The sequence below is a fragment of the Methanosarcina sp. DH2 genome, assembly GCF_020804225.1.
Lineage (GTDB): Archaea > Halobacteriota > Methanosarcinia > Methanosarcinales > Methanosarcinaceae > Methanosarcina.
This window is the reverse complement of the sequence record NZ_WJBI01000001.1, coordinates 423,873-446,012: the sequence shown is the minus strand read 5'-3', so window position 1 is coordinate 446,012 and position 22,140 is coordinate 423,873. Positions and strand designations below refer to the sequence as shown.

The 22,140-nt window shown below is 42.6% G+C and carries 22 protein-coding genes; 14 read left to right on the top strand and 8 right to left on the bottom strand.

All coding sequences use genetic code 11. The annotated features are described in order from the left end of the window. Positions 1–160: 160 nt before the first annotated feature. Both FXV91_RS01915 and FXV91_RS01910 read right to left on the bottom strand, forming a co-directional pair. Complete coding sequence (locus FXV91_RS01915) at positions 161–1,000, bottom strand: class I SAM-dependent methyltransferase (RefSeq protein WP_229387785.1); 840 nt, start codon at positions 998–1,000, stop codon at positions 161–163. Positions 1,001–1,352: 352 nt separating this feature from the next. Next, positions 1,353–1,958 carry an acetate uptake transporter gene (locus FXV91_RS01910; RefSeq protein ID WP_229387783.1) on the bottom strand — a complete coding sequence of 202 codons (606 nt, stop codon included), beginning with the start codon at positions 1,956–1,958 and terminating at the stop codon, positions 1,353–1,355. A gap of 274 nt (positions 1,959–2,232) precedes the next feature. On the opposite strand from FXV91_RS01910, the gene gpmI reads away from it, so the two are divergent. Both gpmI and FXV91_RS01900 read left to right on the top strand, forming a co-directional pair. Next, on the top strand, positions 2,233–3,777 hold the full coding sequence (gene gpmI, locus FXV91_RS01905) for a 2,3-bisphosphoglycerate-independent phosphoglycerate mutase (RefSeq protein ID WP_229387781.1): 1,545 nt from the start codon (positions 2,233–2,235) through the stop codon (positions 3,775–3,777). 366 nt (positions 3,778–4,143) lie between these two features. After that, positions 4,144–5,100 (top strand): beta-ribofuranosylaminobenzene 5'-phosphate synthase, encoded by a 957-nt coding sequence (locus FXV91_RS01900; protein WP_229387779.1) that lies wholly within the window; start codon positions 4,144–4,146, stop codon positions 5,098–5,100. 83 nt (positions 5,101–5,183) lie between these two features. On the opposite strand, the gene FXV91_RS01895 is transcribed toward FXV91_RS01900, so the two are convergent. The 4 genes from FXV91_RS01895 to FXV91_RS01880 all read right to left on the bottom strand — a co-directional run bounded on the left by FXV91_RS01895 (position 5,184) and on the right by FXV91_RS01880 (position 8,934). Further along, a complete protein-coding gene (locus FXV91_RS01895; protein ID WP_255679844.1) occupies positions 5,184–5,528 on the bottom strand; it encodes a helix-turn-helix domain-containing protein in 345 nt (114 codons plus the stop codon). 167 nt (positions 5,529–5,695) lie between these two features. Next, a complete protein-coding gene (locus FXV91_RS01890) occupies positions 5,696–6,724 on the bottom strand; it encodes a cation diffusion facilitator family transporter (protein ID WP_229387777.1) in 1,029 nt (342 codons plus the stop codon). Between the two features lie 113 nt (positions 6,725–6,837). Continuing rightward, the gene (gene fen / locus FXV91_RS01885; protein ID WP_229387776.1) at positions 6,838–7,854 is read right to left on the bottom strand and encodes a flap endonuclease-1; all 1,017 of its coding nucleotides are present in this window, start codon (positions 7,852–7,854) and stop codon (positions 6,838–6,840) included. Positions 7,855–8,631: 777 nt separating this feature from the next. After that, positions 8,632–8,934, bottom strand: coding sequence for a hypothetical protein (locus FXV91_RS01880; RefSeq protein ID WP_229387774.1), 303 nt, complete (start codon positions 8,932–8,934; stop codon positions 8,632–8,634). A 507-nt stretch (positions 8,935–9,441) separates the two neighbouring features. Between FXV91_RS01880 and FXV91_RS01875 the strand changes: the two genes are divergently transcribed. Beyond that, entirely contained in the window at positions 9,442–9,588 is a 147-nt protein-coding gene (locus FXV91_RS01875; protein WP_229387771.1) for a hypothetical protein, read from the top strand. A gap of 182 nt (positions 9,589–9,770) precedes the next feature. On the opposite strand, the gene FXV91_RS01870 is transcribed toward FXV91_RS01875, so the two are convergent. Beyond that, positions 9,771–10,106: a hypothetical protein gene (locus FXV91_RS01870; RefSeq protein ID WP_229387769.1), complete on the bottom strand. Its 336-nt coding sequence runs from the start codon at positions 10,104–10,106 to the stop codon at positions 9,771–9,773. Between the two features lie 553 nt (positions 10,107–10,659). On the opposite strand from FXV91_RS01870, the gene FXV91_RS01865 reads away from it, so the two are divergent. From FXV91_RS01865 to FXV91_RS01815, 11 genes are all read left to right on the top strand, one after another. After that, on the top strand, positions 10,660–11,553 hold the full coding sequence (locus FXV91_RS01865; protein ID WP_229387767.1) for a presenilin family intramembrane aspartyl protease PSH: 894 nt from the start codon (positions 10,660–10,662) through the stop codon (positions 11,551–11,553). A 120-nt stretch (positions 11,554–11,673) separates the two neighbouring features. Beyond that, entirely contained in the window at positions 11,674–12,474 is an 801-nt protein-coding gene (locus FXV91_RS01860) for an HAD family hydrolase (RefSeq protein WP_255679842.1), read from the top strand. A gap of 249 nt (positions 12,475–12,723) precedes the next feature. Further along, positions 12,724–14,337 carry a methyl coenzyme M reductase system, component A2 gene (gene atwA, locus FXV91_RS01855; RefSeq protein ID WP_229387765.1) on the top strand — a complete coding sequence of 538 codons (1,614 nt, stop codon included), beginning with the start codon at positions 12,724–12,726 and terminating at the stop codon, positions 14,335–14,337. Positions 14,338–14,378: 41 nt separating this feature from the next. Beyond that, positions 14,379–15,962 carry a methanogenesis marker 3 protein gene (locus tag FXV91_RS01850; RefSeq protein ID WP_229387763.1) on the top strand — a complete coding sequence of 528 codons (1,584 nt, stop codon included), beginning with the start codon at positions 14,379–14,381 and terminating at the stop codon, positions 15,960–15,962. 184 nt (positions 15,963–16,146) lie between these two features. Continuing rightward, the gene (locus FXV91_RS01845) at positions 16,147–16,590 is read left to right on the top strand and encodes a methanogenesis marker 6 protein (protein ID WP_229387761.1); all 444 of its coding nucleotides are present in this window, start codon (positions 16,147–16,149) and stop codon (positions 16,588–16,590) included. A gap of 5 nt (positions 16,591–16,595) precedes the next feature. Further along, positions 16,596–17,099, top strand: a complete 504-nt coding sequence (locus FXV91_RS01840) for a methanogenesis marker 5 protein (RefSeq protein ID WP_229387759.1) — start codon at positions 16,596–16,598, stop codon at positions 17,097–17,099. Further along, positions 17,096–18,343: a methanogenesis marker 15 protein gene (locus FXV91_RS01835; RefSeq protein ID WP_229387757.1), complete on the top strand. Its 1,248-nt coding sequence runs from the start codon at positions 17,096–17,098 to the stop codon at positions 18,341–18,343. Before FXV91_RS01840 ends, FXV91_RS01835 begins: the two co-directional genes overlap by 4 nt. A 7-nt stretch (positions 18,344–18,350) precedes the next feature. Continuing rightward, positions 18,351–18,950, top strand: coding sequence for a methanogenesis marker 17 protein (locus tag FXV91_RS01830; protein ID WP_229387755.1), 600 nt, complete (start codon positions 18,351–18,353; stop codon positions 18,948–18,950). Between the two features lies 1 nt (position 18,951). Next, positions 18,952–19,887 carry a methanogenesis marker 7 protein gene (locus FXV91_RS01825; RefSeq protein WP_229387753.1) on the top strand — a complete coding sequence of 312 codons (936 nt, stop codon included), beginning with the start codon at positions 18,952–18,954 and terminating at the stop codon, positions 19,885–19,887. 143 nt (positions 19,888–20,030) lie between these two features. Further along, positions 20,031–20,522, top strand: coding sequence for a carboxymuconolactone decarboxylase family protein (locus FXV91_RS01820; protein WP_229387751.1), 492 nt, complete (start codon positions 20,031–20,033; stop codon positions 20,520–20,522). A 376-nt stretch (positions 20,523–20,898) separates the two neighbouring features. Further along, positions 20,899–21,573: a matrixin family metalloprotease gene (locus tag FXV91_RS01815; protein WP_229387749.1), complete on the top strand. Its 675-nt coding sequence runs from the start codon at positions 20,899–20,901 to the stop codon at positions 21,571–21,573. Positions 21,574–21,600: 27 nt separating this feature from the next. On the opposite strand, the gene FXV91_RS01810 is transcribed toward FXV91_RS01815, so the two are convergent. Further along, positions 21,601–22,038: an NUDIX domain-containing protein gene (locus FXV91_RS01810; RefSeq protein ID WP_229387747.1), complete on the bottom strand. Its 438-nt coding sequence runs from the start codon at positions 22,036–22,038 to the stop codon at positions 21,601–21,603. Positions 22,039–22,140: the final 102 nt, after the last annotated feature.

The following is a 22,140-nucleotide window of genomic DNA, read 5'->3' as shown; positions in this document are numbered from 1 at the left end:
GCGTAATAATCATATCTGAAAGTGTAATAATCATGTCTGAATAACGAAAAATAGCCAGAAAAGCTCTTACAGGAAGCCTGTGCAGAAGGGCTTCCTGTAAAAAATAGCATATGGGCAGATCCTCCAGAGATAGCTGAAAAATTGCCGAAATATATTTCCTTCAAGGGGAAGAGGATTTCCACCACATCTTCACCCGTATGCTCCAGCCCTTCTGTACAAGAGTCCCGTTCTCTTCTTCAAGCACTTCCAGAAGGTAGGACCTGAGAATTTCTTCCTGATCAGGTGAAAATGCAGCGTATTGAGGCTTAAAATGCCCAAGAGCTTCTTCAAGGCTTTCAAAACGGTTTTTATGCTCAAAAGGGAAGACCTTTACATTCGGATAGATCCCCATATCGTAAAGTACGTTGTAAAGGATGTTTGCCTTTGGGCCCTGCCTGTACTCACACCCGTGCAGGATAGGCCAGAGTTTTTGAGAGTGTATATCCCAGGATGTATCTCCTGCAAACCAGTAAAGATAAACATATCCTGAAGATACGTCAATCATTTTTTGGATTGAAGCCCGGATATCTTTCATTCCCAGAGAGTAAGATGCAAACACAACATCATAAGGGGGGCAGAGGTCAGATTCTGCATCAACAGATTCCCAGTCTTTATAGACGCAGTTGATATTCCTGATCCCATAAGTTTCGATATTTTGTTTCAGAATCTCCATCATCCCTTCTGCAGGCTCGACTGCTGTTACATGCGCGACCTTCTCAGCAAGAGGAACTGCCAGGCTTCCAGGGCCCGCCCCAATGTCAAGGACTCGGGACTCGGGGGTAAGAACCATTCCGGCCAGGGTTTTTTCAATTCTGTTCTTATTTTCCTGAGACATCTCCCAGAAACGTTTTGCGTTCTCTTTGTTTTTCCACATATTTGCGCAATCAGTACTCAGCTGCGCTTTACTCTGCAACTCCAGTCTTTCTTTCCAGAGTTCATTCCAGTCGATTTTAACATCCATCCTGCTTCCTCTTTCATTTTGCAAGATCTCTACCTCGGTGATACGAAAAAAGATATGAGTATTAAGAGATAAGTATTTTACTAAAAGATTACATAAAAGAATGAGAAATGATGCTCTGTTTTAAAGAACTGTCGGGACTAATAATAGTGACAAAAATAGGCAAAATAGACAATAAAGACAATAAAGACAATAAAGACAGGCATTAAAGCAACTGATCAATAGATAATAAAACGGTTAACAAAAAAAGATGATTAAATAGACGATGGAAAACAAAAGAATATAAAGATTTAACAGCAAAAAAAACTGGGCTAAAAAGCCCAAAATAAGTACTTCTGGAAACGCAAGCGAGTTTTCAGAGAGGAACTATCTTTTTCCCATACGCTTCGTTCAGTACCTGACCAAGAGCCGTATAGATTGCGGCAAGTCCTGTAAAGATCCCTTCAAAACCTGCAACTCTCAGTATTGCTGCACTGCCAAGATAGTTTCCGGCGGCCAGCAAGAAGAACAGGATTGCGAGGGCAAGGAAAACAACAGACAGAGCCTTTGTGCCTTTCAATGTGCCTACGAACATGAAAAGGGTGAAAAGTCCCCACATGAAGAGGTATGCAGCAAAGGCTACAGTGGCCGGTGCCAGGGCCATGTAACTCTCCGAAAATTTCGGGAGCAGAACAATTCCAACCAGAGTCAGCCAGAACAAACCGTATGAGGTAAAAGCCGTAGTTCCAAAAGTATTACCTTTCTTCCATTCCATAATCCCGGCAATGATCTGAGCTAAGCCACCATAAAAGAAGCCCATGGAAAGAATCATTGCATCCATTGGGTAAAAGCCGGCATTGTGTATGTTCAAAAGCACAGTTGTCATTCCGAAACCCATCAAACCTAGAGGAGCAGGATTTGCGGTTAAATCCCTTATTTTTATATCACTAATACTCATAACATCTCTAACTTCTTGACTCATTAATTCAATCCTCCTTCCCGTTAATCGGAGATTTATCCTAGAACTTCCAATAAAAATTACGTAGAGACACTCTGCCGTTTTTAACGTCTCTTTTTTACCTTTTGGAGAAGTATGTAATTATTAATACTTATATTTACGGACAGTAGATAAATTTTCAATACATCATAAATATATAATACGCTGTTTTCATACGAAGCTTCTAGAGAAGCTTAGTACAGAATATTGTGTAGTTTCATGACAAGCTATTTATGAGCAGGTGCGGAATTCCCTTCATATGACTCAGGCAAGAAGACCTCTTATGCTTATGATCCTAGATGGCTGGGGCTACAGGGAAGCTGAAGAAGGAAACGCTATCCTGGCAGCCAGAACCCCGAACCTCGACCGCCTGCTGGAAGAATATCCCTGGTGCTTTTTAGAGTCCTCGGGAGAAGCCGTAGGTCTGCCGGAAGGCCAGATGGGAAACTCTGAAGTCGGGCACCTGAATATAGGGGCAGGAAGAGTTGTTTACCAGGACCTCACAAGAATAAACCTCTCAATCAGGACTGGAGACTTTTTCAAAAACCCTGTTTTGCTGAATGCAATTTCAAACGCCAAAGCCAATAATTCAAGCCTGCACCTTATGGGGCTAGTCTCTTACGGAGGCGTTCACAGTTACATGACCCACCTCTACGCCCTTATCAAACTTGCAAAAGAGGAAGGGCTTAAAAAAGTTTATATACATGTTTTTCTGGACGGGAGGGATGTACCACCTAAAGCCGCTCTTGCAGACGTCAAGGAGCTTGATGCTTTTTGTAAGGAGAACGAAAGTGCCAGAATTGCGACAGTATCAGGGCGCTATTACGCAATGGACAGAGATAAACGCTGGGAGAGGACAAAGCTTGCGTATGATGCCCTGACGCTTGGAGTCGCCCCATATACATCCCAGGATGCCGAAACTGCGGTTCTTGAATCCTACAATAGAGGAGAAAACGATGAGTTTGTAAAACCCACTATAGTTACTGACCCTGAAGGAAAACCCGAAGCAGTCATAAAAGATAATGATTCAGTAATTTTCTTTAATTTCAGGCCTGATAGGGCAAGGCAACTCACCTGGGCTTTTGTAAAAGACGACTTTGAAGGTTTCACAAGGGAAAAACGCCCGAAAGTTCACTATGTATGTATGGCACAGTATGATGAAACTCTGGATTTGCCCATCGTTTTCCCACCTGAAGAATTAACAGACGTGCTTGGCAAAGTATTGAGCAATCATGGACTTGTCCAGCTTCGAATTGCTGAGACCGAGAAATATGCCCATGTGACCTTTTTCCTGAATGGCGGACAGGAAAAATGTTACGATGGAGAAGACCGTTGCCTGATTCCCTCGCCGAAGATTGCCACCTATGATCTCAAACCTGAGATGAGTGCATATGAAGTTACGGATGAGGTAGTCAGGAGGATTCAGTCAGGAAAGTATGATGTAATTGTACTTAACTTTGCAAACATGGATATGGTAGGGCACACAGGATTTTTTGAGGCTACTGTACAGGCGGTAGAGACTGTGGATAGCTGCGTGGGAAGGATTACAGAGGCTCTGAAAAAAGCAGGGGGCGTAGCACTTATAACTGCAGACCATGGAAATGCCGAACAGATGGAAAACCCAAATACAGGAGAGCCACATACGGCTCATACTTCAAACTCTGTAAGGTGCATTTACGTAGGAAACGGCGAAGTAAAAGCCCTTGAGGATGGAAAACTGTCTGACCTTGCTCCCACTCTCCTGGACCTTCTTAGGGTCCCTAAACCCGAAGAGATGACAGGCAGATCATTAATTGTAAGATAAAGACTGCAAATAAAAGTAAGTGACAATAGTAAGGAAAGGAAGCACTGATTTTCTTCAGTGCTCTTAGAATTTTCAGTAACTTCTCTTTTCGTATTTATTATTCTTTTTTAAGTTTCAGTTTCCTGTTTGGTGAAATCTTGCTCATCTTGCTCCCTTCTTGCGGCTTTTTATTTTTTCTAATTTAACTTGGTTTCTTCTCCTGTTCATAGCATTCTTAGCTCTTTACGGAGTTTTCGGTACCAGTACATATCAGAAAGACTTACCGAGCAGGATTTTTTTTAAAAGGTTAAATATGAGCAATTACAATAGAAAATAAAGATAAAGAGGATATTATAAAATTTTCAAATGTCCTGGGATTGACTACACATGATCAAAATAACTACTCCTTGCCGAATTCATATGACTCTTATTGATATGAATGGAGAAATCGGAAGAGTCGATGGAGGTGCAGGACTGACCCTTTCCTCTCCTAATATAAGGATTACGGCAGAAGAAGCCGAGGAGGTCAGTATCGAAGGTCTGCAAGGTTTTGCTGATCGAATGAAAAAAGCTGCAAAAACCCTGCTTCCTGAAGGGAAAGGAATCAGAATCAATGTACAGGAAGTGTACCCAGCCCATGTGGGTTTCGGATCAGGAACTCAATCTTCCCTGGCGGCGGCAGCAGCTGTGAATGAACTCTATGGGCTTGGAAAAAACGTCAGAGAACTTGCACTTACAGTAAAAAGAGGAGGAACTTCAGGCATAGGGGTAACTGCTTTTGAGAAAGGAGGATTTATAGTTGACGGAGGGCACAAATTCAAAGATAAAGGTGGTTTTATGCCATCGGCTGCCAGCAGGGTGCCGCCCGGACCTGTACTTTTCAGGGAAGATTTTCCTGACTGGGATATAGTCATTGCAATCCCAAATGAGAAAGGCATGCACGACCAGGAAGAAATCGATGTGTTTAAGGAATTCTGCCCCCTTCCGATAGAAGAGGTTAGGGAAGTTGCACACATGGTACTCATGAAAATGATGCCTGCAGTGATAGAAGGAGATATCGAAAGCTTCGGAGCTGCAGTAAACCATGTCCAGACGGTGGGTTTTAACAAAAGGGAGAGTACGATCTGGCCCGGCTTCGTGAAGAACATTGCCTCTTTGATGCGCAGCCGGAGTTACGGAGCCGGAGTAAGTTCATTTGGGCCCGTAGTTTATGCTTTTGTGGATAACAGAGAAGAAGGCAGGCAGCTTCAAACAGAAGTCCAGAAAATGCTTGACGAATCGGTGGGCGGAGTCACAATGATGATTCGAGCCAAAAATAGCGGAGCAGAGGTATCTAAAACCTGAGTGCAAGGAATCTAAAGTGTGAACTACCCCTCCCTAAAGCTCTGGCCTGATGGCTCAAGCTTTTGAGGGAGGTGCTTCCTGCTTCATTCTCCAGGAAGCTGGAAAGAAAAATGGTGATCCTTTTTGCTTTTTCTTTGAGGGTAACCGAATCCGAAATTGAAAAAGTTTGTGAAAGCTTTATTTAGATTTCGGCTTGCTTGCTGAAGTGCCCCGGCATTAATCTCTTTTAGCCAGGGATATATTTCTTTTAGAACTAACAAGTGATTATTAAGATCAAATTCAGAAATACTTATTCTACACTTTTTATATAATGTAGATTTAATATTTAGAAGTCTGTTATAGACGAAACGAGTACTACCGAAGTGTTTTTCCATAAGAACTTTTTGTTCTTTGTTAGGGTAAATCCTGTATCGGTTTCCTCGTTTCATTAGCATTATATATGTTTTGAAAATATGTTAAGATTAACAGATTTACTATCGGCAGGATTTCAGAAAGTTGACGGCTTCCATCCCCCACCTGTTCGATCCGGTAAACCGGATCTTCTGAGGAGGGGGTCTTCTCGCCTTACGAGATAAATGAGAGAATTTTGATGTATTTAAGTATTGAAAAACTCCAGCTCAGTGGAATCAGAAGGAGGAAAATCGGGTTCGTGTTCAGGAAGCCGATGGAAAATCTCTCCGGACGCTCCCAGAGGGTCTACATGCACAACTGCATTTGACAGGTAAGTCAGGCCGTGCAGCATGCTGTGCCTTACGTTTACCGCGATCTCATGCCCCTCCTTAACAGAGAGCCCGGAATCTACTGCTATATTCACTTCAGCATAAAGCCGGTGCCCTAACCAGCGTACTCTTACCTCTGTAATATCCTTTACATCACTTACCTGGTTGACTACCTGCCGGATATCGTCAACAATTTGAGGGTCAACCCCGTCCAGCATGCGGGAAAAAACGGATTTGCCTGCATCCCATACTATGTGGAGAATTGCAACTGTGATAAAAAGCCCGATTATCGGGTCTGCAAGAGGGTAACCTAGCCAGACACCAAGGGCTCCGAAGAGTACGGCAAGGCTAGTGAACCCATCCGCACGTGCATGGTATCCATCAGCAACGAGGGCAGCACTTCCTATTTCTTTCCCGACTCTGATCCTGAACTTTGCCACAAACTCATTCCCGAGAAAGCCAATAATTGAAGCTGCAGCTACAGCCCATAAAAAATCAACAGGCTGTGGTGAGAGAAGCCTGGAAACCGATTCATAAGCTGCAACTGCAGCACTGAGAAAAATAAGGAAAACAATCAATAGACCTGCAAGGTCTTCTGCCCTGCCATAGCCGTAAGTAAAACTCTTACTGGGTTTTTTTCTGGAGAGCAGGAAAGCAAAACCCAGGGGAATTGCAGTTGCGGCATCCCCGAAGTTGTGAATGGTATCGGCAAGAAGGGCTACACTTCCCGAAACCCATACGACAAGAATTTGAAAAAGCGCAGTTATCATCAGGCAGATAAAAGACCATTTGACAGCATGGAGCCCTCTATTCGTGGAAAGGAGTTCAGGGTCTACAGTTCCGTGAACATGAGAATATAATCGTTCTTCTCCTGAATGATCCGGTTCAGTCTTTGTCAGCCTCATACCTGCCTGTACATCTCCTGCGAGGGACTTTCAGAGGGGACGGACTCCATATAAAGAAAAAATTAAAGAAAGGATCTTTTAAATGGGAATAATTCCCGAACCCTTAAAATCCTTTAGAACCATTGGTCAAGGGTCTTCTGCCTGGCACCTGAAGCCGCTTTAAGGCGTTCTGCAGCTTTTTCCACCCTCTCTACAGAGAAATCGTTTTCCTCGCAAAGGAATTTTATGAGTTTTTCTGGATCAGGCTTGCCCCATTTAATCTCGTAGTCATCCGTGACATCAGGATGGGTAAAAAGTCCTTTTATACTGTCCAGTCCTTCGATTTCAACCCCTTTTTCCCTGAGGACGGTATGGATATCCCCATGCTTTTTAATCAGTTTAAGGGCTGTTTTTGGACCCACTTTTTCCAGTCCTTTGTTATAATCCGTACCCACGCAGATTGCGACATCGATAAGCTGGTCCCTGTTGATTCCCAGAGCCCTGAGGGTTTCATCCAGCTCAATTATCTCAAGTTCAACATCAACATACGTATTCTTTCCGGGAAGCTTACGTTTTCCTGTAACAGTCATGTTGCGGACGACGCTCGGAGCTCCGAAAAGGAAAGAATCATAGTCCTGGGAAGCAACGCAATCGGCATCCTTTTTAAGGACCATATGAGCAGCCTGCGCCTCCCCTTCACATGGAGCCTGTATCCAGGGAATGCCCATTATACTGAGGAGGTATTTGGAATCTTCAACAATATCCTGGTCAACCTTTGAAGAAGCCTGAGCATACTTATAAGCGGCCTCGAGATTTCCTTCTACCTTTGCATTTTCCCATTTTTCCCGTGAAGATTCTCTAACTTCTTTTCTTCGGTTCAGGGTTCCGGATTTCAGGTCAGGGGGCTTGCCATCAAAAACGAAAACAGGTTTGATGCCAGCTTCAACCAGACTTGCTGTCCGGTAAAGCAGACCAGATAGGTGGGAGGTAACTTTCCCGCTGGAATTAACCAGAGGGCTTCCATCCCTCTGGCGGATAATGCTCAAAAACTGGTGAAGAGTGTTAAATGCATCAACTGCAACCACCCGGTTTGTGAGGTCAGAAAGCTCTATTTTTCTTTTCTGGAGCAAATCTCCTATATCTGTACCCATATTTTCCCTCAGGTAATGGAATCCTTTTAAGCCTCAGTGATTTTCGACTTTTTTTCTTTTATCTTTAATCTTTTTATCGCCCAGATAATCACCGTCTCCAGGTAAGTCTGTCCGGAGATGCCCTTTGCTACAAATATCTCTATTACTGGACAATAGGCTTTATGTATACTGAAGTTTTACGCTTACTCTCCCAGATTAACGCGCTTTTGAAGTGGAGGGAAGAAAAGAAGTTATCAGGAAGTTACTCATGATAACCTTCGCAGGTTCGCTCATATTGAAGTTAAGGCGAAAATCCTCCGCTTAGAATGCTATAAATCCCTATAGGCAGAGAGTCGCAAACGGAAGGTTGCTTTTCCAGATATTTCCACGTAAGATATTTTCACGTGAGATATTTTCACGTATTAAGTACACCGGGCCTGATCCTGCCCTGACTAGACTAAAAAAATTCTCCGGAAATTTACAAGGGGAATCAGACTAACTGCAAGTTCCGAAAATTAGTCTCTGGACCTCAGGGCAAAACTTTACATCAGATCAGGCAGAATGTTCGCTTTCTATTTCAGCCAACGGCCGGGCTTTTCAAAATCTGTAATTTCTTTTAGGCGAACTCTGGCCAGAAGCAAAAAAGAGCTGCGATAAGAAGAATTACGTTAAATCCAGTTTTATGGAATTTACACCCAAATTCAGCTCGCTCTGAATGCCAGTCCAAGCTATTCAGGAGAAAAGGGGAATATTCAAAAACCTAAGAGTTTTGTCGGCATATGTCGAAGTCTGAAGATGTCAGGCTGTAAGATCAAGTCGGACGTCAATAACAGAATCTTCATTTGCTTCTATCTTAGATATTGTCAACAGATTTCCTTTTCTTTCCAGAAGCGTCGCCTTTGTGACCTGGACCTGGTGACCATCGATTTGTTTTTTGTTATTATTCTTATGGATAACCAGAAGCTTCTGGCCCATCTCAGCTCCTTCTCCTATTTTGGACACGATATTTCGTATGACCTGCTCAAAATCAGAATAGATCAAAATTTCCGACTTATTTGCAACCTTTTTGATAATGCCAATCGGTTCCAGATTGAGGTGCATATTAGCTTTCCTTCTTTACCTGTTTACACAAGGTAATCAATATACTAACTCTGAGTAATAATAACTTACGATACACTATATCAATTTGAATATATTTATAAATGTCTGGATTCCAGATATTCCCCTTTACTACAGAACATCGGGTATATATACTTTGCCAAATTGTAGAGCTTGCGCCCGAAAATGACAGGATAGATAACAATAGGTAGAAACAAAATAACATAAGTTATTAAATATGTATTAGATAGTAATAAAAAATTTAATTTGACTGGAATATAAGTTAGAATCTCTTTCACAAAACCTGTATATGAACTTTTCTTTTAAATGATATATGTTCAGATAAAGATTTGCCCAACATGCCAAAATAACTACATATGTAATGCATATTGTCCAGCTTTAACAGAGATTCAAAAACAAAAACAATTAAAAATTTACAAAAAATCGTTGATTAACGATAAACAGAAAAAACATTCGTGAAAAAAGAAGAGAACATGAAGAAAAGATAATTTGAAGATAAAGCACAGGAAGAAAAAAGATGCTCTGAGGAAAGTCAAAGAAAATACTGTGAAAAGAAAAAGCAGGATAAAAAAGAAAAAAGGTTTTACAGAGGAAAGCAAATTTAAGAAACATAGAAAAGGAAAATCTGCAAGATAAATTGAAAAGATCTGGGAAAATAGAAAAAGGATACGGTAAAAGTTAAATTTACCCTTAAAAAGACAACAATATACCGGCAGGAAAGATGAAAAAATAGATCATTTAGCAAAAACAAATTACAGACGTCAAAAGAAGACTAAACGTATTTATCCCTTAAAGAAAAATAAGTTTACGAGCAGAAATCAATGATATTTTCTGCGGTTAAACTCATATACTGCATTATCAACTTTACTTGATAGCTCATTCATCCGTTCTTCAATTTTCGTATCCGAACTTTCCATATTAACCCGGAGGGCACGATCCCTTGCCTCTATCTTGTCTTCAAAATCCTGAAGCTTGTTGTTAATAGAGATGAGCATGAGAGATAACGTCCCTGCCAGAATCATTATAGATAGGATAATTAAAGGGTCAATGAAAGGGTTTGTGGGCTTGTATGTGAACCTTCTAAGCCATTCAAAGGATAGAAGGAAAGAGGACAGAACCATCACAACAAGGAATACTGTATCTCTGGTCTCCATTGTATACCTCTAACTTAGTTATGGAAATTTCTCCTTATGCAGTCACAAATCTAGTGTAAAAACACAAATTCCTTAATACCGGGATGAAAATTATTAGGTGGAGATAATTCCATTAAAGTATTTACTGTTTTTCTATTTTTACTGCATTTCCATATTTGTTATTATCCGATACCTGCTTATTTTTTATACAGTTATTCTATATAATTTTTTGCATAAACTATTTATGTATCTTTTATCCCGAATTTGTATTTTCCTATATCCCTATTAAAAAGCCAAACAACACATAAAAAGGAATTACCAGGACTCTGGTCAGATAAACTAACAGAATCTGAGGAAGTGTTGCAACATAAAAATTCAGTAAAAATTGAAAAATCCAGGCTAAAATTACAGAAAAAGTATGGGTAAAGTAAACAATTGGTGAAAAAGTATGGGTAAGGTAAACAATTGGCGAAATAGATTATATATTAAGGGACATAAAAATTGAGACAGAGGGTAGAGTAAATATATAAAGGAGTAGAAAAGGCATAGTGTCAAGAAATAAGGAGTTTAGTACTTGAGTTCCAGCGAACATTCACTTAAAGATTATTTACCGATTCTTTCCATGGCAGGGTTAATCCTGATAGTACAGGTTCTTGCCCTACTTCTTTCAATGCCAATGGAAATTAATGAAATGCAGGCTTTTGAAGACCCTACACAGGTTTCCAATTCGATTTATTATCTCGGGATGATCCTGGTTTTTACGCTTTTTGTCCTGATAGCGATAAAGAAAAACATGAAATGGATTATCAGCTTACTCATATATCTCGCTATAGTCAGTACTCTTTACTATGTATTTTTCGCACTTTTCACCCTGATCCCCTCCTTCGCAGGCTTTGAGAATCCAGCCTCACTCCTGATTTCTGCAGGATTGACAGTACTGCTTTACAAATACCCGGAATGGTACGTAATCGATATTCTGGGAGTCTGCATAGCAGGTGGAGTCAGTGCCCTGATAGGAATTTCCCTTTCCGTTATCCCTGTTGTAGTCCTTCTGATACTGCTTGCAGTCTATGATGCTATCTCGGTATATAAGACAAAACATATGATAACCATGGCAGAAGGTGTCATGGACCTTAAACTTCCCATTCTTTTCATAATCCCAAAACATCCCGGTTATTCATTTGTTAAAGAAAGTTTTAAAGAAGGGGAAAAACGTGAAGCCTTTTTTATGGGTCTTGGAGATGCAGTCATGCCCACTCTGCTGGTAGTTTCCGCAAATGTATTCATGGAAAATGGAGGATTTTCATACCCTGTACTCGGGGCAATGCTGGGGACTCTTGCAGGGCATGTATTTCTGTCTATCCTAGTAATGAGAGGAAAACCCCAGGCAGGGCTGCCCTTCCTGAATTCCGGAGCAATTCTCGGGTTTTTTGCCGGAGTCCTGCTTTCGGGAGTATCAATCCTATGAGAGGAAATGTAAACAGAAGTTTAACTTTCCTACTTCATTTATTTTTATAAATATTCGTTTCTTGGCTATTTTTCCGGGCTTTCACAAAGATTTTTTTATTTTATAGATTAATCAATTGACATGGCCAAACGAATTGCAGTGGTCTTTGACAGTGCCGGAACTCTTCTTCATATGTACAGAGTTGCAAAAGAATCCAGTACTGGAAATATTCTTGAAAATATAGAGAGCACTGCCATTGTCGCGAAGAAAAACGGTTGCGGCCTTGTAGCCCTCAATACCGAGAAAGAAGTAATCATGTGCTCAAGAAGGGATATGTCTTTATTTGAGTTTATAAGGGAATACAGAGTTTCAATAGGTATAAGCTGTTCAAAAGGACAGTTTACCCCGGATGTTGCATGTGAGATCATAAGAGGGGCTTCTCCACTCATGGGGGATATGCATGATGTGCTCGAAGCAGTTACATCCCGCTGCCCTGACAGCATTTATCTTGCGGCAGGTCTGATAGTGGACTCAGAGGCAAGGAAAATACCCTATGTGCTCAGCACGGGAGGGCAGGTATTTGGTAAGACGCTGCAGACCATCCAGCTACTCCAGGCCATGGAGATTGATATATATATAGCATCCGGGGATAGAATGCCCGCCCTCGCACAACTTGCGCAGCTCATAAATATTCCCCTGGAAAGAGTCTTTGCAATTGCGGATCCCTTTATGAAGGAGAAAGTGGTGCTTGAACTCAAAAGCAAGTATGAGAAAGTAATTATGGTAGGGGATGGAATTAACGATATCCTGGCGCTCAGGGCAGCAGATATAGGTATAATGACAATCCAGCAGGGGGATGAAAGGCCCGAAGAACTCAGGGAAGCAGCAGATGTGGTGCTCGATGATATAATAAAAGTTGTGGATGTGGTAAAAGGATTATAACGAGCAAAAATCCAGTGAATTTGCCAACTGATGCTGTTTATTGATGTTAACAGTGACAAAATAATGCGTTATGTTTATGTAATGTTTACTCTTATCTAGTTGTTGCCCATATGTGTGAAATTTATTGATTATGTTAATTCAAGATTCCACTTTGAAGTGATTACTTTTCACTCTTGAGCGATACATCCAGGAAGGCGCAAGAAAGCCACCAGAATTAATTTGCAGCTCATAATTTGCGGAGGAAAATGCATGCCAGTATTTATAGAAATTAAAAACCTAACTGTCGACTTCGACGGTCTCAAGGCCCTGAAAAATGTAAATTTAAGTATCAACGAAGGGGAAGTCGTTGGAATTCTGGGAAAAAGCGGATCCGGTAAAACAATCCTTATGCATGTGTTGCGCGGGACCGAATCTTTTGAGAATATCTCAGGAGAAGTAATCTATCATCTGGCCCGTTGCGAGAAATGCGGATATATAGAACGTCCAAGCAGGATAGGTCAGAAATGCCCGGTATGCGGCGAGAACCTCGAGGCGTTCGAGGCTGATTTTATAAAACTTTCTCTTTACGACCCGGTAAGGAAGGACATAGCTAAACGTATTGCAATCATGCTCCAGAGAACCTTTGCCCTCTATGGGGACGAAAGAGTTCTGGTAAACGTCATAAACTCCCTGAATGAAATCGGGTATAAGGGAGAAGATGCCATGAAGAAAGCGGTTGAACTCCTCGAAGAAGTAAACCTGAGTCACCGTATGATGCATGTGGCAAGGGAACTTTCCGGTGGAGAAAAACAGAGAGTTGTGCTTGCAAGGCAGCTTGTAAGAAACCCCCTCCTCCTGTTAGCTGACGAGCCTACTGGTACCCTTGACCCCATGACTGCAAAACTGGTTCACGAAGCTGTTATAAAGGCTGTTAAAAGCTACAACATGAGCATGGTTCTTACCTCTCACTGGCCTGAAGTAATTGAAAAACTGGCGGATAAGGCAATACTGCTTGAAAACGGAGAGGTTGTCCAGGAAGGAAATCCACTTGAGGTTTCTGCAATCTTTATGCAAAGTGCATCCATGGTCAGGCAGGAAAAGAACGCTCTGGTAGGGGAGCCTATTATCCGTGTAAGGGACCTGTCAAAGAGATATATCTCAGTAGACAGGGGCGTGGTAAGAGCTGTGGACAAAATCTCTTTTGACGTAAAGGAAGGAGAAATCTTCGGACTTGTCGGGGTAAGCGGAGCAGGCAAGACTACAACCTCAAAAATCCTCATGGGGATTTTACCACCAACCTCGGGAGAAGTCGAAGTCCGCATCGGAGACGAGTGGATTGATATGACGAAATTAGGGGTTGAAAACAAAGGCAGGGCAACGAAATATATGGGATTCCTGCACCAGGAATACGGGCTTTATACCCACAGCTCAGTAATAGACAACCTTACAGAATCCATCAGCCTGGACCTTCCATTCGAACTTGGGGTTAGAAAAGCCATAATAACGCTCAAAGCTGCAGGGTTTGAAGAGAACAAGGCAAAAGCTATTTTACCCAAAATGACTGATGAAATGAGTGAAGGGGAGCGGCATAGAATTGCACTCGCGCAGGTTCTGATCAAAGAACCGAGAATTGTCATCATGGACGAACCAACAGGGACTATGGACCCTATCACAAAAATCTCGGTAACAAATTCCATCCTCAAAGCCAGAGAAGAGATAGGAGAGACCTTTGTTATTGTCTCCCACGACATGGATTTTGTGAATGAGATCTGCGACCGTGTTGTGCTTATGCGTGACGGAAAGATTGTAGATATAGGTGAGCCGAAGAACGTACTTGTTCATCTTACAGAAGAAGAGAAGATCAAAGCTGCAGAAGAAATATAAATATGCTGCCACCTCTTAGTATCGAAAAATACTAAAATGAGGTGCCGATTACGAGTAATGAGATCAGCGTAGAGGTGAACGGGCAGGGTTACATTCTGCCTGCAGGCTCTACCCTTGGAGACGCCCTTAAAGTTTCCAGAGCCCCCTACATAGCCGGTGCAGCAGTTGGAATTCTTAAAAAAGCTGCTGAGAAGAGGACAGAAGAAGTCACCGAATACGCTATCAATACACCCAAAGGGGAGCTGAGGATAGAAATCAAAGACCCTGAATCATCCTCTGGAAAACTATGGGCTGAACATTATAAAGAGTACGAAGGAAAAAGTATTCACTGGGCGAGTCCTGAAGCTGTGGCTTTCGGTCCCTTTGAAGCCGACATAAAACCTTCACGTGAAACAGGGAGTTTTGAAGCTTTTGATGTCCTGTTCGGGGCAGGAGGATTTGACTCCCATAACACTCATCTTATCCTGTCAAGAAGAAGGCATACTGCGGAATATGGAGCTCCCGCAGAGGGGGTTTTTGCAGCAGTTGTAACCGGGAGAAAAATCATCTTCAAACTTTCGAGAGAAGATTCCATCCTGAGCATAGACCCGGTCATAGAATGGGAACAGCTTGCAGAGAAAACGTGCACCACTGACCTTTCGGTTCCACTCGAAGATGAGGACAGTATATTCACTTATTTTGAGGTGGAACTTTCCAGAAATGCCCCCGTAGGGGCAGAACACTTCTATGCCCTTACCCGTGAAGGAACTTTTAATGTAGATGTGGTTACCAGCTCTTTTATTTCGGACGACATCCTGAGAGAAGTGCCTGTTCCTTATGAAAATTTTGAGGCAAGAAGAGAAGGTACCATTTCGATGAGGACAGTCGGATATGGGACAGGCAGAACCTACATCTCCAGAGAGGAAAGGCCCTCAAGCCTGGTGCATTCGGTCGTAGGGCAGGTAACAAAAGGCCTTGAACTTATCAAACTTGCGGAGAAGGGACAGAAACTGTCAGTAGAGAGCCTTCCTCCTCAGATTATTTTGCTTGGGCACAGCTTTGAAGAGGCCGAGCCAGTACTTTCTTCCATAGGTGTTGAACTGATAAGAGACGGGTACACAGGAAAAGATTCAGTGATTGTCAGGCAAGACCCTCCTACAACCCTGGAAATTCTTGGAGAAGCAAAGGTAACTGCCTATGCAGTGTCCAGGGCAAAACTCATTGAGGTTGAGCTTTACCCTGAGAGAGCTCCAAAATCTGTAGATTTTTTCCGCCACTCTCTTGAACTCAAAACAAAAACCGTCGGAAAACTCCCTGTCCATATGATATATGATGACACTTACCTTTTCAAAACAGAAGAGAAGGTAGTAAAGTACAAAGAGGTTCTTCCTGAAAACACGCCAACTGGTAAGGTACTGGCAGGGGAAATAGGGATCACAAATCAGGCAGCAAAAAGGATGGGGACCATAGGAGTGAGACTTGTAGATGACGACCTTTTCGGTCCCACCGGAGAAAAGTTATCTTCAACGAATATTATCGGCAGGATAGTCGAGCCTGAGAGGCTCAAGGAAATCAAAGAAGGAGATTCGATATATATCATTGAAGCTGCACGCAGGAGAATTGATGACCAGGAGAACCAAGAATAAGGGAATTGATAATTATTAAAATATAAAAAAAATAGGATAAATTAAATAAGTAATGCAATAATAAAATAATACATAAGCGAAGTAAGTATTTTATGCTTGATAATGATGCTTGGTAATGCTTGAGCGGATTCACATATTGAATTTATTGAAGGTGAAGTCTCCCGAGGCTAAGGAGAGACAGAAAATGACAGAAATAAAAAAAGAAGAGATTACAAAATACATTGTAATCAGTTCGGATAAGGTGCTGCCTGCAGATGCAGCCATGAAAATTTATGAATCAGAGTTTCCGGTTACGGTAAAGGAGACCTGCTTTGGACTGATTGTAACAGGACCGAAAGAGGATGTCACGGCAGTGGTCGAAAATATCCGGCAGCTGGATAAAAACCATATTTTTGTAAAAGATAGGGGATTCCCTGCAGGCGATGAAAGGCGCTGCCGGGCGAGCCGGGGAGGAGGTCCGAGACCGGGGTTCCATTTCCTGAGGGAAGAAGTGCAGATGCTTCCTGCCATAGGGGCTGCACTTGACGAACTTGAAGCAAATGAGTCTGTAAAAAAGAAGCAAGGGGAAAAATGCAGGCTTAAAGTTTCGGATCTGGAGAAAATTATTGAGGCGGAACTTTCGAGGTGAATTTTTTGGCAAAGGTTTTCATTTACCCTGTAAACAGTCTTATTCTGGCTGACCTTGTGGAGCGTTTCGGGCACAAACCACTTACTATGATGAACCAGATACGAGAAAAAGTTACAAATATCAGCCTGGATTCTCCTCCAATCAACATTACTCCCGAAGACCCAAAACTGGGGCTTCGCTATGCCGCAGTTGAAGTACCTGCCGGAGTAAGAGGCAGGATGGCTCTTATAGGTCCCCTTATCGAAGAAACCGAAGCTGCAATCATAGTTGAAAACCCACCTACAAACTTCGGCTGCGTGGGCTGTAACAGAACAAACGAACTGATGAAGTACCTGATCCGCTCGAAAGGGGTCCCGGTTCTGGAGGTAAAGTATCCGGAAACTGACGAGGAAGCCCGGGATTTCGTAAACAGAATCGCAGCATTTCTGGAATCATTACCTGAAGAAAAGTCGGAAGAAAACGAAAAGGGAGAAGAAAAAGAACCGGCAGAAAAGGAGGACGAAAAATGAGTGCCGAAGAATCTGGAATTGTCAAGATTGCTCTTGTATCCTGCGGATCTGAATATTCCGGGGTTCAACCAGAGTTTGAAGCTGCTGCAGCCAAAGTGAATGCGAAATTCGTTTATCCTGAAATTGACATCGCATCTATTGATACAATCGGCAGGGACTTCGGACTTGAAGTTGCAAGCGGAGACCTCAGGCTCATGATGGCACGGGCAAAAGCTGTTGTTGAAGGTACAACACATGTAGATGGGGTCTTTATTACGACCTGCTTCCGCTGTGCAGAAGGAGCTATTGTTCGAAACGAGGTCAGAAGGTACATTCATAAGCATTCCGAGATTCCTGTGATCAGCTATTCATTTACCGAACGGACAAGCGCAGGCACACTGCTTACCCGTCTTGAAGCCCTGACCACAATTGCCAGGCGCAGGCATCTCCTTGCCAGAGAGGTTCAGACCGGACTGACTGCAGGAATCGATTCGGGGTCTACAACCACAAAAGCTGTGGTTATGAGAGATAACAAAATCATAGGCAAAGGCTGGGTGCCCACAACAAAAGTCCTTGAAAGCGCTGAAGAAGCATACTCCCAAGCTCTTAAAGAAGCCGGAGTAAACAGAGAAGAAATTCAGGCTCTTGGAACTACAGGATACGGACGTTTCCTTATAGGAAACCACTTTAATGCCCAACTTATCCAGGAAGAGATTACCGTCAACTCAAAAGGAGCTGTCTACCTTGCAGGCAGGCAAAAAGGCTCTGCAACGGTTATTGATATCGGAGGCATGGACAACAAGGCGATCTCAGTAGAAGATGGGATTCCTGGCATGTTCACAATGGGAGGGATCTGTGCTGGAGCTTCGGGACGTTTCTTTGAAATGATCTCAAAGCGCCTCGGTGTGGATATTACGGAACTCGGAGCTCTGGCAGTAAAAGGCATGCAGGAAAACGTATCCATGAACAGCTACTGTATAGTCTTCGGGATTCAGTCCCTTGTAAACTCCCTTGCCAAAGGAGCCACTCCGGAAGATGTCGCAGCTGCAGCCTGTTACAGTGTGGTAGAACAGATCTACGAGCAGCAGTTGCAGGAAGTGGACGTAAAAGAGCCTCTAATCCTTGTAGGTGGGTCTTCTCTTATCGAGGGGGTCCCAAAAGCTCTCGGAAAGCTTCTTAAGATCGACGTCCTTGTACCTGAAAATTCCCATTTGATAGGAGCAGTAGGGGCAGCGCTTCTTGCTTCCGGCTACGTGGAGGAGTGAGGTCAAAATGGATTCGCTTGAGACCTTTGTTGTCGAGTCAGCAATTGATTCGGAGCAGGAGTTTTACAGGAAGATTATCGAGGACAACCTTGCAAGTCTCAAGCTTGCCCCTGCAGTAGGACGGATCAAGGTAGTGTTGAGACCGGAAGATTCTCTCTTCCAGATGGTAATCATTCTCAGAGATGTTGGCACCAGGGTTACGACAATCGATATTGCTGATGTGGAAGCAAAACCTGTCGCCGGTGAAGTAATGATCTCGATCAAAAAAGAGCAGTATATTCCGGAACTGCTCGGAAAACTATGGGAACGCTACGGAAAAGCGAACATCAGCCAGCCGGACCGCTGGACTGTAGCCATAATCACGGATAAACCAGCAGAAGAAGCTGCTTTTATTAGAGAGATGATGGTTGCGGATCCCAGACACAGGCTTCACGAAAACCTCGTGGATTTCGCAATCCGGGCTACTCCCGAAGGTTTCAGGGTCCGATATCATCTATATAAAGATAATCGCTTTGTTTTTGTAGCATCTGAGGAAGCGTTGAAACACGAGTGGATCGAAGAAGCAGGAGTAATGCTCGACGAACTGACGGAAGGAGGGAAAAAATAAGATGGCCGTACTCCGACCTTATCTATACACCGGCGGGGTCCATAAGCATGGGCTTTTAATCGAACTGATGGAAGACCTTGGAGGCTACATAATCCAGAAAGTAGTTACAGGGACCGAAGTCAATCTTATAATGCTTGTCCCCGAAAAAGATATTCATATTGTAAAACAGCTCTCAGACGAGTTGCTCGGTGTTCTGATAGAAGCGCCCCTTACAGGTGTGGAAATTGCAGTTGTCTCGCCTACTCTTGCCTCTCATCATCTTCCTCACTCAGCCTGTGATGTAGCAGAATATCTCCGCCACCCCGGCGCCAACACAAATATGATAGGGCTTGCAAGAGGAATGGGACGAAGGGTATCCCTGTCCATGGACTATGAAAGGAGACTGATTAACGAACACGATATTGCAGTTTTCACTTTCGGGTCTTTCAGCGACTGCATTACAAGAAAGAAACCGAAGCTTTTTGAAGGCATCGAGGTACCCATTGTAGTTACCGGAGGACCTGTTGACCTGAAAACAGAAGAGATTCCCGGAGCAGACCTTTACATCGGAAATATCGGAAGAGTTTCTCACAGGTTAAGAAGAACAGAGGAAATTAACGCACTTGACAGACTCAACGAAGGGGTTTCGAAGATTGCGGATAATATACGCAAACAGCAAGCAAAAGATCCTCTTGCAGTGCTTCCTGCGCGAGCCATGAAGGAGATCGAAAATCAGGTCCCTGAAATCCACAGGGTACTCTCTCCTGCTCCTCTAACCCTCCAACTTGATGGGATCAGGGTCAAACTGCCATACGATGAATTCCATGAAAAAATTGAAAAGATGGAGTTTGATGAAGGAGTAAACCTTTCCGAGCTCGCAAATATTTTCCGATCAAAAATGAAAAATTATATATTGATAAAAATCAAATCTAAGTCTGACGTTGGTTTTGCAATTTGACCCGGATTCTGTTGAGTTAAAATTTATCCACTTTACATTTTTACTGGGTTTGTGCCTTTTCACTTATCCTTAAAACTGTAAAGCCCAACCCGGAAAACGGTGTCTAACCCGGTTTCCACGTTAATGTATGCTGGTGGTTTCTTATGGAACTTGAGGATATTGTGGAAATTTTAAAAAGCGACCCCGAGAAAGTCATCCCGGAGCTCCTGGATGATGTCCGGAAGCAGTATGGAGAAGTCCCTTACATTATGAATTTTATGAAGGATCTCCCTGAGATCTTCATCCCGAAGACCCTGTATGACAACTCCATAATGCGAGAGTTCAAAAATCTCGATCAGGAAACCGTGGAACTTATTTCCATCGGTGTGGCTTCTGCCCTTCGCTGCGAGCACTGTCTGAAAATGCATTTAAGGATAGCAAAAAGAAAAGGAATCACAAAAGAAAAAATATTTTCAGCAATTATGATAGGAGCATCCCTGTCGAATGCAGCAGTACTTGCAGAAAGTACAAGGGCTCTTGCCTCCGAATTCCCTGATGAAAACGAGAAAAATAAAAAAGAGGAAAGCGAAGAAAAGGAACATTGCTGTGATCCTGATTGCGAGGTCTGTAATATCGCCGGGGCAAATATAAAGTAAGTAGAAACAAAGCCCTGGAAATTGAATGCCTGCATGCCCGTTATAAAAGTCAAATTTAAAAGACTTAATTTTCAAATATACTTCTGGTTTGTGAATTAAAAATCAGTTTGTAAATAAACTCCGGATAATCTATTAAAAAAGGGATTTCTGAGTTAAGGTTCTTATAACCTTAAAACCTATTTTTAGACAGATATTTTTGGTTTTAAATTAACCTGTCTATAGACGTTATAAAAAATCAAGCAGAACTTAAAGGGTACGCGTGTACAGCAGGTCTACCTGATATAAATAATAGCTTAAAGGAAATTAATTACTGATACGGGGGCTCATTTGCATTAATCAAAAAAATAAGCATGTAATAATTATATCCTTCGTTTTATTGCTAATAGTATTTTCTTTACCCACCGTTTCCACAGTATCCGGGGCAGAGGCAGAGAAGATTCTTGATAACCCCTGGAGCCATTCTCCTATTACGGTGTATATAGACGACAAAAATACACCTGTCCATTACAGCCCCACCTACTACGAACAGATAGAAAAGGCTCTCGAATACTGGGAAGACGGAGGAAACGGTAACCTCGCATACAGTCCTGTTTTTGAGATTGTTGATTCCGAAGAAGCTGATATAAGAATAAGATGGGTAGAAAATCTGGAAAGCGTTGAAGGTGCTCCTTCAGGAGTGGCAGGTTATGCAAAACCCAGGATATCCGGAGACCGTTTCGTTGAAGTGGATATAGTCCTCGAGGTTGGGAACTACCAGGGCAGGGGTTGGCGCCAGTACGGAGATGCAACAATGCTTACCATTTCAAAGCATGAACTGGGGCATGCCCTTGGTCTCGGGCACAGCAATGACCGGGGAGATATAATGTACCCCGAGTACGAACTGAGGGATAATGTAAATCCAATATTGCTGAGCAAGTATGGAGCCGTGCTTCGTGCGGCAGGTTTTATAGCTCTTGCAGTTCTCCTGTTCCTTGGCGTAAGCTGGCAATACAGCCGGAAAAAAAGAAAAAAACTTGAAGATGAGTGTTTCAAAGATGAATGTTTCAAATGAGAAAGGACAAATAAACAGATTTCCGAATCAAATCGGAGGTTCGTAAGGTTTTTTGTTTTCGAGTGAAAACCTTCCGAAAAAAATCCTGAAATAAACAGGGAGCGTATCCATATTGAGAATATGTTCAAGGGAAAACCAGGCATAGTCCATGTGTTCATAGCTTAATTTAATGTCAGCTATAACATATCCCCCATCAAATACAACAGCAATGACTTTTTTTTCAGGAAGCTCAAAGTTTACCTCCCCTGCAATTTCCCCTGGAATGATTGAAATTCCCGTTTCCTCCCAGACCTCACGTATAACTGCCTCTTTAAGCGACTCTTCCGGGTTCACCTTCCCGCCCGGGAGATCCCATTTCCCAGGATTGGTACGAGAGTTTTCCGAGCGCCTGAGCAGCAGGAATTCACCTTTCTCATTCCGGAGAATGGCATATACTGAAATAATGTAAGATTTCTCCAGATTCATGTAATATTATCTAAGATTTCTCTGTCTTAAAGTCTGGCTCTTTCAAGATTTTCACGGTACAAGTCCTTATTAAAAATAGTATCAACCGGAGATTTAACGGTA

Excerpts from the sequence above, each read along its gene's own strand:
- gpmI (WP_229387781.1), top strand. The coding sequence starts at position 2,233 with ATGACTCAGGCAAGAAGACCTCTTATGCTTATGATCCTAGATGGCTGG.
- FXV91_RS01845 (WP_229387761.1), top strand. The coding sequence starts at position 16,147 with ATGACAGAAATAAAAAAAGAAGAGATTACAAAATACATTGTAATCAGT.
- fen (WP_229387776.1), bottom strand. The coding sequence starts at position 7,854 with ATGGGTACAGATATAGGAGATTTGCTCCAGAAAAGAAAAATAGAGCTT.
- atwA (WP_229387765.1), top strand. The coding sequence starts at position 12,724 with ATGCCAGTATTTATAGAAATTAAAAACCTAACTGTCGACTTCGACGGT.
- FXV91_RS01835 (WP_229387757.1), top strand. The coding sequence starts at position 17,096 with ATGAGTGCCGAAGAATCTGGAATTGTCAAGATTGCTCTTGTATCCTGC.
- FXV91_RS01825 (WP_229387753.1), top strand. The coding sequence starts at position 18,952 with ATGGCCGTACTCCGACCTTATCTATACACCGGCGGGGTCCATAAGCAT.
- FXV91_RS01860 (WP_255679842.1), top strand. The coding sequence starts at position 11,674 with ATGGCCAAACGAATTGCAGTGGTCTTTGACAGTGCCGGAACTCTTCTT.
- FXV91_RS01910 (WP_229387783.1), bottom strand. The coding sequence starts at position 1,958 with ATGAGTCAAGAAGTTAGAGATGTTATGAGTATTAGTGATATAAAAATA.
- FXV91_RS01915 (WP_229387785.1), bottom strand. The coding sequence starts at position 1,000 with ATGGATGTTAAAATCGACTGGAATGAACTCTGGAAAGAAAGACTGGAG.
- FXV91_RS01895 (WP_255679844.1), bottom strand. The coding sequence starts at position 5,528 with ATGAAACGAGGAAACCGATACAGGATTTACCCTAACAAAGAACAAAAA.
- FXV91_RS01830 (WP_229387755.1), top strand. The coding sequence starts at position 18,351 with ATGGATTCGCTTGAGACCTTTGTTGTCGAGTCAGCAATTGATTCGGAG.
- FXV91_RS01880 (WP_229387774.1), bottom strand. The coding sequence starts at position 8,934 with ATGCACCTCAATCTGGAACCGATTGGCATTATCAAAAAGGTTGCAAAT.
- FXV91_RS01890 (WP_229387777.1), bottom strand. The coding sequence starts at position 6,724 with ATGAGGCTGACAAAGACTGAACCGGATCATTCAGGAGAAGAACGATTA.
- FXV91_RS01900 (WP_229387779.1), top strand. The coding sequence starts at position 4,144 with ATGATCAAAATAACTACTCCTTGCCGAATTCATATGACTCTTATTGAT.
- FXV91_RS01810 (WP_229387747.1), bottom strand. The coding sequence starts at position 22,038 with ATGAATCTGGAGAAATCTTACATTATTTCAGTATATGCCATTCTCCGG.
- FXV91_RS01820 (WP_229387751.1), top strand. The coding sequence starts at position 20,031 with ATGGAACTTGAGGATATTGTGGAAATTTTAAAAAGCGACCCCGAGAAA.
- FXV91_RS01870 (WP_229387769.1), bottom strand. The coding sequence starts at position 10,106 with ATGGAGACCAGAGATACAGTATTCCTTGTTGTGATGGTTCTGTCCTCT.